The organism is Butyrivibrio sp. MB2005 (assembly GCF_000424285.1).
GTDB lineage: Bacteria > Bacillota > Clostridia > Lachnospirales > Lachnospiraceae > Butyrivibrio.
The window spans coordinates 232715-244964 of the sequence record NZ_AUJP01000005.1; the positions used below are offsets into that span (position 1 = coordinate 232715).

Annotated in this window: 11 protein-coding genes; 1 reads left to right on the plus strand and 10 read right to left on the minus strand. The window is 39.3% G+C overall.

Annotated elements, in window-relative coordinates:
• Window positions 1-45 precede the first annotated feature (45 nt).
• The 10 genes from G610_RS19575 to G610_RS0103550 form a co-directional block, all read right to left on the minus strand.
• Window positions 46-1536 (minus strand): prolyl oligopeptidase family serine peptidase, encoded by a 1491-nt coding sequence (locus G610_RS19575; protein ID WP_051197569.1) that lies wholly within the window; start codon window positions 1534-1536, stop codon window positions 46-48.
• A gap of 236 nt (window positions 1537-1772) precedes the next feature.
• Window positions 1773-2150 (minus strand): metal-dependent transcriptional regulator, encoded by a 378-nt coding sequence (locus tag G610_RS0103510; protein WP_026523679.1) that lies wholly within the window; start codon window positions 2148-2150, stop codon window positions 1773-1775.
• Between the two features lie 97 nt (window positions 2151-2247).
• Window positions 2248-4242, minus strand: a complete 1995-nt coding sequence (locus G610_RS0103515) for a hypothetical protein (RefSeq protein ID WP_026523680.1) — start codon at window positions 4240-4242, stop codon at window positions 2248-2250.
• Window positions 4243-4468: 226 nt separating this feature from the next.
• Window positions 4469-6022 (minus strand): ribonuclease Y, encoded by a 1554-nt coding sequence (gene rny / locus G610_RS0103520; RefSeq protein WP_026523681.1) that lies wholly within the window; start codon window positions 6020-6022, stop codon window positions 4469-4471.
• 147 nt (window positions 6023-6169) lie between these two features.
• The gene (locus G610_RS0103525) at window positions 6170-7729 is read right to left on the minus strand and encodes a glucosyltransferase domain-containing protein (RefSeq protein WP_026523682.1); all 1560 of its coding nucleotides are present in this window, start codon (window positions 7727-7729) and stop codon (window positions 6170-6172) included.
• A 64-nt stretch (window positions 7730-7793) separates the two neighbouring features.
• Window positions 7794-8414, minus strand: coding sequence for a regulatory protein RecX (locus tag G610_RS0103530; RefSeq protein ID WP_026523683.1), 621 nt, complete (start codon window positions 8412-8414; stop codon window positions 7794-7796).
• Window positions 8415-8427: 13 nt separating this feature from the next.
• Entirely contained in the window at window positions 8428-9492 is a 1065-nt protein-coding gene (gene recA / locus G610_RS0103535; RefSeq protein WP_026523684.1) for a recombinase RecA, read from the minus strand.
• A gap of 164 nt (window positions 9493-9656) precedes the next feature.
• On the minus strand, window positions 9657-10067 hold the full coding sequence (locus G610_RS0103540; RefSeq protein ID WP_026523685.1) for a hypothetical protein: 411 nt from the start codon (window positions 10065-10067) through the stop codon (window positions 9657-9659).
• Window positions 10068-10080: 13 nt separating this feature from the next.
• The gene (locus G610_RS0103545; protein ID WP_026523686.1) at window positions 10081-10845 is read right to left on the minus strand and encodes a sigma-70 domain-containing protein; all 765 of its coding nucleotides are present in this window, start codon (window positions 10843-10845) and stop codon (window positions 10081-10083) included.
• A 77-nt stretch (window positions 10846-10922) separates the two neighbouring features.
• On the minus strand, window positions 10923-11792 hold the full coding sequence (locus G610_RS0103550) for a membrane protein (RefSeq protein ID WP_026523687.1): 870 nt from the start codon (window positions 11790-11792) through the stop codon (window positions 10923-10925).
• Window positions 11793-12002: 210 nt separating this feature from the next.
• On the opposite strand from G610_RS0103550, the gene G610_RS0103555 reads away from it, so the two are divergent.
• Window positions 12003-12250: hypothetical protein (locus G610_RS0103555; RefSeq protein ID WP_026523688.1), on the plus strand; the 248-nt coding region annotated here is incomplete at its 3' end.

Sequence of the window (12250 nt, forward strand, 5' to 3'; positions counted from 1 at the left end):
AAGCGGCAGCCAACTATTGATATTGACTGCCACTCAAACTTTTCATTATCTATGCTGCTCTGACATCCACTGCCACATGTTTACACCATTTTCTTCGCACTCATTGTTGAAGAAGTATATCCATGACCAGTGACCCATGTACTGATAAGGCTGTCCGTCCTGGCCCTTGAAGGTATCAGATGTATCGTGTACATCCTTAAATACGCTGGTGTGAACATTCTCATTTATCTCTGAAAGCCTCTTGATTGTAGGCTCCTCGAACTGCTTAGGATTAACTGTTGTGTCATTCTCTGCATAAATGAACCAAACAGGAAGATCCTTAATAGCTGCAAGCTGCTCATCAGTTATTCCCTTATCGTTATAAGCTTCACATACAGGATAAGCTGCTGCGAAGAAGTCAGGATAGTTAAGAATCATATCCATGGTCATGTATCCGCCGTTTGAGCATCCGCCGATGATGATTCTGTCTGCATCAATGTTCTCGTGAGCTGCTACATAATCATCTATAAGCTCTTTAAGTGTAGGAAGGAAAACTGAGTCTGTACCCGGGTTATCCATCCAATCGCCCTCTTCCTTATACTGCATCCAGAATGTAGGACACTGAGGTGCAAGAACATAAGCTCCGCCCATTACCTTCTGGAATTCTTCACCAAAAAGAGGAGTTACTTTATTGCCAAGTGTATTGAGTCTCGGATCTGCTCCGCCTTCTCCTGCACCGTGAAGCCAGATTACAAGAGCATGCTTTACTCCGTCGTCTTCAGGCTCGTATGAAGCATAGCAAAGAGTCTTTCCATCTGTTCCTGTAAACTTACCTGTTATATCTGTGTTTGCAAGATCAGGGTAAATAGCGCTGTCGAAGTCAACTTTCTTATCAACATCAATTGCACTTACATCATCGCCTTCATCTGTCTTAATTGTCTGGCCATCCTTAAGTGACACTTCCAGATCATAGGGGTTGCAGATAGTGTTATTACCCTTGAAAAGATCATAGCAAAAAGGTGATCCAACCTCAGGATTATACATAAGTTCAAGTGTTACATACTCTGAAGAATCAGCTTTCTCACCATTCTCATCACTTGTGTAAGCATCAGTTACAACTCTTTCTGTTTCCAGTTCTATATGCTTTGAAGAATCCTCTTTTGATCCGGGAGTAAGCGCAGCCCAGTTGAAGCTCTCCTTTGTCTCAACAACCTTGAAGCTGTCAGCACTTACTGAATCGCTGCTTATCTTCTCATCAAGCTTTACTATTGTCTTAGATACAGCAGGGCCATAATCCTGTCCAATAACTACTACCTTCTGTGTTCCCTTTAATGCATTACCCATGTTTTCGTTCTCCTCTTCCTTTTCAGTACTTTCTACCGTTTCTTCAGCTTCTGTTTCTGTGCTTTCTACTGTTTCTTCAGCTTCTGCCAAAGCTTCACTGACAGCTTCTGACGCTACTTCTGTAGACTCAGCATTCTGCGTTGTCGTCCCACATCCAATAGTTCCAAACGTCACCATAAGAATCAGGGATGATGCAAGTACCCTTCTTTTCATAATTCCCTAAAAATACCTCCCAATACTTCATTCCCCTCATTTTCAAAACCTTCAGTTCGCAAAAAAGTCCCTTGCTTTTTTCGAATGAATATACCTTAACGTAAAAAAATCCTTCTAAAAAGAGCCGATTTCTGACAATCAATAGTCAATTTTCGACTTTTCCGTGAAGGATTTTTGACATGCAAAATATCTGATTTTTTACCTTGCAAATGCGTTTCCTAAAACACGCATCATAATTAAGCTAATTCCTCTTTATGTTCTTTTACGTATTTCTTAATTCCCTTAAAGGTCTCCGGACTAATGATATGCTCAATTCTGCAGGCATCATTTTCAGCAACTTCCTCATTAACCCCCGCTGTCAGCATAAGGAATTTGGTAAGGTTCGTATGCCTTTCATATACACTCTTTGCCTTCTTAAGACCAATATCAGTGAGTTCAAGCTCTCCGCCCTCCTTAACTGTTATGAAGCCATTCTCTTTAAGAATACCAACAGCCCTTGATACACTGGGCCTTGAAAAATTAAGCTCATTTGCTACATCTATAGATCTTACATAACCATTCTTCTTTTTAAGTAAATATATTGTTTCGATATAGTCTTCACCTGATTCGTGCATGATACCCTCCAATGATATTTGCTTTTACTATCCATAAATTAAATTGTACTTCATTCATCAGGCGAATTCCACTATATTGTTTTAATTATGCTATAAATTAATGATTATTATTAATCAGGTTGTTCTTCTTAAGCTGCTCCTGCTGCATCTGATCTCCATTCATATTTTTAACAACATCGGTATGCTTTTTCTTTTCATGCTTTTTGTTAGCCCCGTTCTTTTTATTGATTTTATCAAGAACATGCATAGCGTCAGTCTTTTTAACGCCTTTCTCTTCCTTAATAATTTCCCCGAGAGTTTTATGTTCAGCATGCAAATCATGCGCCCTGTTTGCAACATCATCTTTGTAAATGCCAGTAAGATTTTTGTTGCTTTTTAACATATAGTCTACTTTATAAGCATCAAATTCTTCTTCCGCACCTCTAAGATCAATCATTCTTTGAGAAGTTTCTTTTGGTATTACACCACCGTTAGCATTTAAAGCTCTTGCTTCCAGAGCATTAAACTCTCTGAAGGTATCACTTACTTCATTGTGAGTCATTTTACTAAAGTCTTTTTTGCCAAATTCATTGAGTTCATGATTAAGTTCGGATATTTTCATCTTATTAAAATACTGTTTTTTCAATTGTTTTGCATATGCCTTAAGATCGCGGGCATAAGCAATTCTTTGGTTCCCTTCAGTAGACTTAAAGATGTTAAAAATTCCCCATGAGCGCTTATTTATATATCTGTCGCACTTATTGATAAGGTTATCAAAACATTGTTCCTTCTCTTCAACAGTCATTTTTTTATTTACAATGGCTCCTCTTAAGTCTGCAGATGCTGACATCATAGGCTCAAAGAAATCCGTTGAATCCACATGGGTTTTAGGGTTGTTAATACCGGCAAACTTCTTTGACATTCGAAGATCATGCTCAAGTTCCTGTATTCGGGTATTACAATCCTTTGCAAATTCGATATGTATATCTTCAGGAAGCTTATTCTGATTAAAATCATCCTGAAGATCAGTGATATTCTTTAGAGCAGACTCAGTCTTAGTTCTCTCCTTAATAATCTTTCCTTTATTGAGAACACTATTTAAATTCTTCTGATTGCCGTTAAAGTCAAATATCAGATCATCTTCACCGGCATTAACATAAACTTCTTCTTTTACATCTTCCTTTTCATTTTCTTTTTCATCTTTATCATCTTCGTTGATTATATTGATGTTATTAGCCTTGTTTACGTCGATTATTTCTTCTGCATTCTTTATTTCAGGCCCGGCTTCAATTTTTATTTCCTCAGGCTTATTCTCAACCTTTATCTCATTCTGATCATTCTCAACCTTTATCTCTTCGGGCTTGTTCTCAACTTTTATATCTTCAGGCTCGGCTTCTACCTTCAAATCAGCTTTAAGAAGCCCATCGAGTTTTTCAGCTTCAAGTTTTTTCTCATCCTGAACAAACTTGTCATAGGCAGACTTCTGCTCTTTGGCGAGATCTTCTGTGCTGATGCCTATTTTATCCTGACATACTTTCTGGATTTTCTCAGAATTATTAATAATTTCTTTAGTTGTTCTGCTTCTGTCCAAAGCATACTTTCTTCCGGAATCAAACCACGTCTGGAGTTGTTCAGGCGTAATCTTAACTCTGCTCTTATATTTCTCATTGCGCTTTAATTTACTATTAAAATCGTCGACACCCTCATTGAATTTGCTAATGACTTCATCGCCTTCAAGAAATGACTTGGCAGTTGCCATAAACTCCTTGGGACGCTGTGACTTTCCATGTTCGGGGCCTTTTAAACTCTGAGGATCCTCTGCAAGACCTTTAAGATATTCACTTTCAAGCTTTACAGAATGTCTGCCCAGGTTAGTGAAAAAATTCTCGATGCCATCGTAATCGAGGTTACCATCCTTATCTGTAGGAAAAATCTCTTCCTTGATGCACTCAGTCATTACATCAGCAATTTCATCATTTTCAGGTGCATCCTGAATATAGTTATTTAAGGTGTAAAGTTCTTCTCTCCATACATCTGAGCTCTGGGCCTTAGCTGTACTTTTCAAATTTGTAATTGCTGCGCGCTGTTTGTCATTCATCACTTTTCTTGGCATGATATAACCTCCATATATAAAATATGTATTAAAACAAGTTTTATCGCTCAATCATATTATTATATGTATCAGAATTAAAAATCCCATGCACAAGAATACAGACATACTATATTTAATTAGGACTTGAATAATGTCTATTCAAAATAAGAGACCAATAATACTTATAAGATAAAAAAACCGATGTGCTATTTCTAACACATCGGTTCCATTTTTGTTCTGAATCAAATTACTTTGCGTAATCAGTTGCTCTGCTCTCCCTGATGATATTAACCTTGATCTGTCCGGGATATTCCATCTCGTTCTCGATCTTCTTGGCAATATCTCTTGCCATCAATACCATATCGGAATCGCTTACCTGTTCAGGAACTACCATTACTCTGACTTCTCTTCCGGCCTGAATAGCAAATGAGTGATCAACTCCCTTAAAGCTGTTAGTGATCTCTTCAAGCTCTTTAAGTCTGCTGGTATAGGTCTCAAGAGTTTCTCTTCTTGCACCAGGTCTTGCTGCTGAAATTGTATCAGCTGCCTGTACTATAACAGCTATTAGAGACTGAGGTTCAACATCTCCGTGATGAGCCTCGACTGCGTTAATGACGATTGCTGTTTCTTTATACTTCTTACAGATATCTACACCAAGTGAGATATGCGAGCCTTCCATATCATGGTCCACAGATTTACCTATGTCATGTAAAAGACCTGCTCTCTTTGCGATACGAACATCGAGTCCAAGCTCTGATGCCATAAGTCCACAAAGCTGTGATACTTCAACAGAATGCTTAAGGGCGTTCTGTCCATAACTGGTACGGAAACGCATACGGCCTAGCAATTTAATGATCTCAGGATGAAGACCATGAACACCTGCCTCAAGTGCAGCATTCTCACCTTCTTCCTTAATCTTGTTAGCCACTTCCTTCTGAGCCTTCTCAACCATCTCTTCGATTCTGGCAGGATGGATACGTCCATCAACTATCAGCTTCTCAAGAGCGATTCGAGCGACCTCTCTTCTGATGGGATCAAATCCAGAAATAACTACTGCTTCCGGTGTATCATCTATGATAAGATCAACACCTGTCATTGTCTCAAGAGTTCTGATATTTCTTCCCTCTCTACCAATGATGCGGCCCTTCATTTCATCGTTAGGTAACTGTACAACTGAAATAGTTGTCTCTGAAACATGATCAGCTGCGCATCTCTGGATCGCATTTACTACGATCTCCTTAGCACGCTTATCAGCTTCTTCCTTTGCTTCCGCTTCCATGTTCTTGATCATTACAGCGGATTCATGCTTTACGTCATCTTCAACAATCTTTAAAAGATACTCTTTTGCCTGCTCGGAGGTTAAGCCTGAGATTTTCTCAAGTTCCTGTCGTCTCTGTTCATCAAGCTTCGCAACCTCTTGCGTTTTCTTGTTCAATGCCTCTTCTCTGGCATTTAAACTGGCCTCTTTCTTCTCAATTGCTTCCGATCTCTTCTCGACGTTCTCTTCTTTCTGCTGAACTCTGCGTTCTGAACGCTGAACCTCTGCTCTCCTATCCCTCACTTCTTTTTCAAGTTCATTTCTTGTCTTAAGTGATTCTTCTTTTACTTCCAGGAGTTTTTCGCGCTTTGATTCATCAGCTGCTCGAACAGCATCGTCGATGATTTTTCTTGCCCGTTCTTCCGCACTGCCAATCTTGCTCTCGTTCTGCGCATCGATGTTCTTCTGACGCACCGTCATGAAAACAAAAGTAACAAGTACTCCGGCAAGAGCTGCTAATGCTACAAATATAACTGTAGGCATACAGGAGCACCTCCTTATTCAATTTTCATTGTACGATATTTTGTATAAAACAACTAAAAAAGTCCGTAGTTCATACAATATAACAACAAATTAAGTTTACGCTTGAAAGCGCTCTGTGTCAAGAGAATGTGAGGTATCTAATGCCATTCAGCCATCATTTTCTGCGATCTTGATAACCCAGATTCCATCTATTTTTTGAACGCATCCATCAGCAGGGAAACTGGGCATATTTTTGAATTCTTCCGTCTCCATCAGCTTACCCTTATCTTCCACAGACATGATATCTCCTGTCTCAACGCCGAGGTAGATCTGAACAAAACGCTCTCTCTCGTTTGGCAGGAACAATAAATCTTCATAGGTAGCACCTTCAAAATCTGCCAGCTGTTTGCCGTTCATATTATGGCTGGCAATCGGAATCGGATTCGGATAAAAACCACCTAAAATAACGAAAGGATCACCGTATTGATAGCCTTCAGTTTCCTCAAGTTTTACAATAATTCTGTTGTAATACTGCTCTGTTCTTCTCTGTGCAATATAGCTTCTGTAATATGCGTTATTCACCATTCTGCCGCAGGCATAGGATTCCGAAATAAGAGCAATAACTATAAGTGCAGAAATAATGCCGCAAAGCTTATTTCTGTCAGGCATCTGCATAAGTCTCTCTGCAAAAGCTATCAGCATAAAGTAAAATGCAGAGTAAGAATAGATCATTACTGTAGATGCATGTGAAAGCTCAGGCGCCATTACATAAACAAGTCCAAGAGCAAGAGGGAAAATTCCAAGTAGGATAATTAAAATGATTCCTCTTGAAATCTCTGTAAACACCTTCTTTTTAATCATCAAAATAACCAGTGCAATAAGGCAAAGACCCACAAGAATAATATTTATATATGTGGGAGCATAGGCCATAAAGCTTTCAGGCGATGTAACAAAATACTGAAGAACTCTGTGATATGCCCTTAAAACCGCATATATAATATCAGTTATTGAGGATCCTCCGATATTATCAAGGCCTTTATAATCGCTTAGATCAATAAACTTAAGGCTGATAATATATCCGCCCATGGCGATGATAAGTCCCACCAGACTTCTGATACCACAACGTACTACTGAATCCACTTTATTTCCATCAATCAGTTTGATAATAAAAGCAAGAACAAGAAGGGATGTTGCAAGACCAAAATACGCCTGATAGCAAGCCATACTAAAGAACTGTAAAACAGCTCCCAAAATCCATCCAAACCTATACTTTATTATCAGATACACATTCAGAGTACTGGCAAGAATAGCAAGCGCAAAGGTAGGCGCAAGGTACATATAATACATATTACTGGCAGTACTCGGAAGAGTCATCATAATCACAGGTACAAGAACTGCTCCGGTAATGCTCTTAATATCAAGAACCGATACTATAACACATGCAGCAATAGACAGAATAATAATTGACATTATTCCGTTAAGAGCAGGTGATGACCAGGGCGAGAAAAGATCATGAACAGGCTCCTGGAACCACCTGCCAAGCACCTTACCACCGCCTACGCCGGGCACACATACGATATCGTCAAGGTTGGTAATCTTATTGGATATCATAAGAAAATGAACAAGTATTCCAACAACCAGCCCTGTGAAAAATGTGTACTTATACTTAAGCTCAAGCTTACCAAATATATTCTTAAAATAGTCAGGGATTACTCTGCTATCGTCCATCTAATAACAATCCTCCATTTTGTAAATCTGCTAAATCATTATAGCAGATAATACCAAAATATGTTTATTCCTCAAATATGTCAGGGGACATAGCCCGATGGATAGTATCGGAAGAAAAGCCTTTCCTATATAGAAAAGCCATTATTTTCTGTTTATCCTCATAAGGCATATCTGAAGTAAAATGCTTTTTGATCAAAAGATTGGTAACAAGCTTAATCTCAGGATCTTCCTGCTCATCACAAAGCGCCTCATCTAAGACTCTGTCAACAATTTCAGATCTAATGCCCTTCTGCATAAGATCCTGTCTGATCCTGCTCCTACTCTTATCATTAAGATGATATCTGATGTAATCATCAGCATATCTCTCATCATCAAGATAATGATAAGACTTAAGGAACTCTATGGTATCTGCAATTATCTCGTCACTGTATAGGCCTTCTCTTAATTTCTCAGTGAGCTTATATTCTGTGTAGTCTCTTTTTTGAAGAAGATTCATGGCTCTCTTTTTGGCTCTTTTGGGTATAACTTCACCGGTTATCTCATTTAAAACAGGCGAAGAAATCTCTTCGCCTGTCTTAATATGATAGTCCCTTATTTCACCCTTATAGAGAACAAATGCAAATTCTCCATCGATAAAAATCTTCGAACGCTTATTATCAAAAGGTTCTATTCCGGAAACGATCATGAATTATTCCTCATTATTCCTTAGATGCCTTGGATGATTTCTTAGCAGGTGCTTCCTTAGGCTCTTCTGCTGTAGCAGGATCAGCCTGGAGTCCAAACTTCTCTCTAACCTGAGCGGAAATCTCAGCAAGTACATCGGGATGCTCTTCGAGGTAAAGCTTAGCATTCTCACGTCCCTGTCCGATCTTGTCAGTATTGTACTGATACCAAGCACCACTCTTATTTACGATATCTGTGCTTGCAGCAAGGTCAAGAACATCACCTGTGTAAGAAATTCCCTTACCATACATAATATCAAATTCAGCTTCCTTGAAAGGAGGCGCAATCTTATTCTTAACGATCTTGACTCTTGTTCTGTTACCAATGGGTTCTCCGCCCTGCTTAAGTGTCTCAATACGTCTTACATCCATACGAACTGATGAATAGAACTTAAGTGCACGGCCACCGGTTGTAGTCTCAGGATTACCAAACATAACGCCAACCTTCTCACGAAGCTGGTTGATGAAAATAACTGTACAATTGGATTTGCTGATCACAGCAGTAAGCTTACGAAGAGCCTGTGACATAAGTCTTGCCTGAAGACCTACATGAGAATCGCCCATGTCACCGTCAATCTCAGCCTTGGGAACAAGTGCTGCTACTGAGTCAACAACTACGATATCAACAGCGCCTGATCTAACCATGGTCTCGCAGATCTCAAGGGCCTGCTCACCGGAATCGGGCTGTGAAATATATAAGTTATCTATATCTACGCCAATGTTCTTGGCATATACAGGATCAAGAGCGTGCTCTGCATCGATGAAACCGGCGATACCACCGCGCTTCTGAACCTCTGCGATCATATGAAGAGTAACTGTGGTCTTACCACTGGACTCAGGACCATAAATCTCAACAATACGTCCCTTGGGAATACCACCAAGTCCAAGTGCAATATCAAGACTAAGTGAGCCTGTAGGTGTAGTCTCAACGTTCATCTGAGCTGATGAATCGCCCAGCTTCATGACTGCTCCCTTACCGAACTGCTTCTCAATCTGACCAAGTGCTGCTTCTAATGCTTTCTGTTTATCTTCTCTTTCCATACCATTTCTCCTTCTCAGAACAAACGTTCTGCAATCATAATAAAACAAGTGTTCGTTTTTGTCAACACAAAAAGGGATTAAAATAGCGATTCGCCAAAAATAAAGACTAATGAATATTACACAATCATATTTAAAGTGTCAATCCCCAAATTTAAAGCTTTTTCTTATACCGTGAATGCAAACAGCGCAAGCTTAGAAATTACCAGCTCTCTGATAATCATCCCCTTCTTTTCCTTCTCCTCAGGTGCGATATCAACAAGTTCATTTACTGAATATAATTTTTCCTGATACCTGTCGCTTTTGCCTTTTTTCAACTGAGATACTCTGATTCTGGCCTTAAGCTGCTTAAAGACCTTGTATTCAGGGCTCTCCTCGTTCATATAATACAGTCCGCTCTCAAGAGTAGTATCCCGCTCAATATCCCTCAAAATATATCTCTCAAGAATTGTCTTGAGTTTAAAGGGTGCCATATCATTTTCGATTATCTCTGCATAATTCATTCTGGCACCGAAATAATATCTTGAAACATCCTGCATTACATATTTGAAGTCATCTTCGTTGGAAATGTTGTACATGTCTCAGAGCCTCTCATTCAGATTTCTCAGGCTTATAATCGATATCCTCTATCTGATTGCCACAAGCCTTGATCGCTTCGAGGATCTTAGATATCTCCATGCCTGTTTCCTCAGCAAGCTCCTCTACAGTACAGCTTCTCCTGAGTTCTTCAGCCAGCTCTTTTGCTTTCTCAGCTACTTCTTCCACAAGCTTAACAGCCCTCATACCTCTTGATGCCTCTGCAGCATCATCCTCAATGGCATTCTCCATGGCATCCATTACCATCTGAGCAAGAAATCCGTCACATTCCTTATGGTCTTCGATACCGGATAATTCACCTACTGCCTTGGTAAGTGCAATGTTACCTTCTCCGATAAGGTCCTCTAACAAAACGCCCTGCTCTGCATAAAGCTTTGCAATATCAACCACCATGGGAAGACTAACCTCAATAAGCTTCTTCTGTGAAGAAACATCTCCCGCCATAGCAGATATAATAAGGGCTTCCTTCTCACCATCAGTGACCATTTCAATAAAGGAAAGCTCTTCGAGATAATTCTCAAGATAGCCAGACTCCTCTGCTGTCAGATATTCAGAAGCGTCGATAGCCTCATCAATTCCGATATTGTGTTTTTTCAGATAATCCTTAATAAGGTCGTACTGTTCATCAGTGAGTTCAAGCTCAGAAAATGCATCCCTGATCTCTTCCTCAGTGGTCACTCCGCCATTTTTTCTTGCACTTTTGGTGATGTCTGATAAAAGCTGTGCAAAAAGCTGTTCTTTGTTCTCAAGATTACTCATATTTCCTACTTTCTGACATTTATTCGAATTCGATTAATTTTTATTATACTCACAATGTGTACAATAATTCGTACACCTTATTTTACATGGGTATGGGTAAAAAGATGATCCTGGCAATACTCATAATTACCGTTACATTTTGAGCAGAATCTGAACTCAAGATTAGGATCATCCTCTTCTGTTCTGCCGCAAAATGCACACTTATGCTTGGTAACTCCGGGAGGTGTCATTTTTACGGAGCGCTTGAATTCATTGCGTCTCTTAACTTCTCTGGGCCTTAAATGCATAAATCTTCCGGATGTAAGCCAGAATATTCCAAAGGTGCAAAGTGAAGCCAGTATCGGGAAGCAGGCAAAAGCTACACCGTGATAGATATAGGAACCTGCCTCATAGACAAGATATGCTGCATAGAATATTCCAAGCCACTTCATCTTAAGCGGAATGATAAACATAAACAGAATCACATTGTCTGGGAACGTAGCAGCAAAAGCCAGCAAAATGGACATATTAATATAGTATGTATTAAAGCTCGCTGAAAGGAAAACCATTGTCTCAGCTGCATAGGATGCTACCCTGCCATACTGCAAGTAAAGGACCAGATATGATAAAAATGCAGCTACTATCATAAGGATAAAGCCCGTGAAAATATACAGATTATATCTGTATTTACCCCATACGCGCTCCATGGTCGTTCCTATTGAATAGTAAAAATACAGCATTATAAGGATGAAAAACAGATTAGACTCAGTGGGAGGGATAAAAATCCAGGTAAAAAGTCTCCATACCTGTCCCTTCAAAATAAGAGCCGGATTAAGTGTAAGATATCCAAGAATATTCACCTTCAAGGGCGCATAAGACAGCACGTATCCTATGATATAGCAAATAATCAGCTTAATAGTAAGATTATCTATTGCATATTTTCCAAATTTCTTTTCGAAATTACTCATTAAGATTCACCTCGCTTTTGTATTCTATGAAAGTTTAACATAACATGAATTCATTTGCACGGGAGAATTGCACAATTAAGCCCATTCTCAAAAGCACTTCTTGTATAGTATTAGGGTAAATATAGATTCGGAGAAATAAAAAAAGGAAAAGCACCAGCCTTCATGTTAAGATTGAGTTTGCGACAAAAATCTAAAAAGGCGGTGCTTTCCATGTACAACAGTATACTACAGTTTATTCAGAATGATATCAAGGAGATTGAGAAAAATGTCAGAAGTCTCCTTGATGGAGAGAAGGATGCAGCAGATCTTTCAAACGATGTTCATGAGCGTGTGTTAAAGCTTGGATGCAGGCTTATCAGTGAGATATATGAGCAGATTGATGAGGAGATATTCAAGAGCCTTGTAAGAAAGAACAAGTATTATGTCGAGCAGAAGGATATGCCCAGATCTCTTGTTGA